Here is a 2,132-nt window from a genome sequence, read left to right as displayed (position 1 = left end):
AAACTCAAACGACTCGTCTTGCTTGGTCAGCCGGCGCGGCGTGCCGTCCGGCAGATCCTTGACGTAGAGCGAGCCCAGGGCCGAGTAGACGACGCGCTTGCCGTCCGGCGACACCTGGGCACCGCGCAACTGGTGCACGGCGAACTTCGCCGGGGACACGTCTTGCGCAAAGCGCATCGGTTCGCGCAGCTCGCGCGTGTCCTTCACGTGGAAGGGAATGTCGGCAGCCGTGCCCTTGAAGGGGTCGACGCGCCAGATCTTGCCCTCGGCCCAGACGACCATCTCCTTGGAGCCAGGCATCCACGCGAAGCTGGGGTAGACGCCCCACATCGCCCAGATCTCCTGCAGGTCGCGTGACAGGCCACTCCAGGCCGGGCGCTCGACACCGGTGCTCAGGTCCTTCAGGAACAGCGTGCTCTGGTTGCGCACGCGGCGCACGAAGGCCAGGTATTTGCCATCCGGCGAGGGCGTGGGCCGCACCGCGCCACCGGGGCCTTGAACGAAGGCCTCGACCGACCCGTCGCCCAGGTCCTGGCGGAAGATCTTGTAGATCTCGCCATTGCTGTCCYTGTTGTATTCGAAGGTCTTTCCGGGTGTCGTGTCCTGCGAGTAGTAAAGGTACTTGCCGTCCGGCGACACGGCCGGCTCGCCGAGGTCCTTCTGCCAGTTGGGCTTCTCGTTGAGCTGCACGCCCTTGTTCTTCGCGGCGTCGCCGTCGACATGGAAGAGCCAGATCTCGCCCGAGCCCGCGCTGCGCGTGCCGGTGTAGTGCTTGCGTGCCAGCAGGTATTTGCCGCTGGGGTGCCAGACCGGGTTGTTCAGCAGGCGGAAGTCTTCCTTGGTCACGGCGCGGGCGCCGCTGCCGTCTATGTTCATGACCCAGATGTTGTCGCCGCCGCCGGCGTCGCTGAGGAAGGCGATCTGCTTGCCGTCCGGCGAGAAGCGGGCCTGGTGTTCCCACGCGATGGAGTGGGTCAGCGCCTTGGCCTCGCCGCCGCCGATCGGCAGCGTGTACAGGTCACCCAGCAGGTCGAACACGATCGTCTTGCCGTCGGGGCTGACGTCCACGCTCATCCAGGTGCCTGTCTTCACATCGATGCTGGCCGTCCTGGCCACGCCGGGCGGCGTGTTGACATTCCAGACCGCGGACGCGGCCGGCGCGGCAGGCTTGGGCGCTTCTTGCGCGTTCGCGGCCAGGGCTGCGGCCAGCAGCAGGGCGGGGGCGGCGTTCAGACGATGCATGGAGGCGGGTGTTGGGAAGACCAAAACCTTCGATGCTAGCGAAGGGTGGCTTGCCCGCCCGTTCGTCACGCCCCAGCCAAGGCCAGGGCTTCTGCGAGGTTCAGGGTTTGCCCGGAGGCCCAGGCCAGCTTGGCGCCGTCGCCGCTGAGTTGGGCGCCGGCCAGGCGGCGCACACGCGCCAGCGCGCGGGCTTCACGCGAGCCCAGGGCGCCCAGATGGCGCTGCCAGTACTGCTCTGCAAAGGCCGCCAGCTGCAGCGCATGCTCGGGCTGGCGCAGCCGTGCCAGCGGCCGGGGGAAGAGCTGCAGCGTCAAGGCCCGCGCGTGCAGATGCTGACGCCCATGCGCGATGCGCAAGGCCTGGCGAGCCGCCGCGAGCATGGCCGGCCAGTCGCGGCGGGCTTCGTGGACCATGGCGAGCGAGATGGCCGCGTCGAGCTGGCCCACGCCGTCGCCGTCGGCCTCGGCCAGCCGCTGGCAGGCGGTGATCCAACCCAGCGCGGTGGCGATGTCGCCCAGCTCGATCAGGCACTGGGCGCGGTTGCGCAGCCTTGCGGCGGCCTGGCGCGAGTGGCCGACCGCCTCCCACAGCTCCTGGGCGCGGGCGTACAGCGCCTCGGCCTGCGCGGGCTGGCCACGCGACACGGCGATGGCGGCCAGTTGCTGCCAGGCACGCGCCTCGGTGGCCACGTCGCCGACGCGCCGAGCCAGGCCGATAGCCTCTTCAAGCGGGCGGGTCTGGCCCTGCTCGCGGTTGTCGCCGGCCAGCAGCACCCAGGCACGGCGCACCAGAGCCGGTGCGCGGGCGACGGGGTCGCTGCCGGCCAGTTGCAGCGCACGCTCGGCCTCCGCCAGCGCGAGGGCGCGGTCGCCGTGTGTGAAGGCCAGTTG

Annotated in this window: 2 protein-coding genes; both read right to left on the bottom strand. The window is 70.0% G+C overall.

Features of this window, described 5'->3' with window-relative positions; translation table 11 throughout:
* Positions 1-1,242, bottom strand: a 1,242-nt coding sequence (locus AC1DU6_RS28695; RefSeq protein WP_477861299.1) for a TolB family protein, incomplete at its 3' end; no start/stop codon positions are given.
* Between the two features lie 65 nt (positions 1,243-1,307).
* Positions 1,308-2,132: hypothetical protein (locus AC1DU6_RS28690; protein WP_477861297.1), on the bottom strand; the 825-nt coding region annotated here is incomplete at its 5' end.

It is taken from the genome of Roseateles sp. P5_B10 (assembly GCF_056400485.1).
The sequence above is the reverse complement of the archived record's forward strand: the minus strand, read 5'-3'. Positions and strand labels throughout refer to the sequence as shown.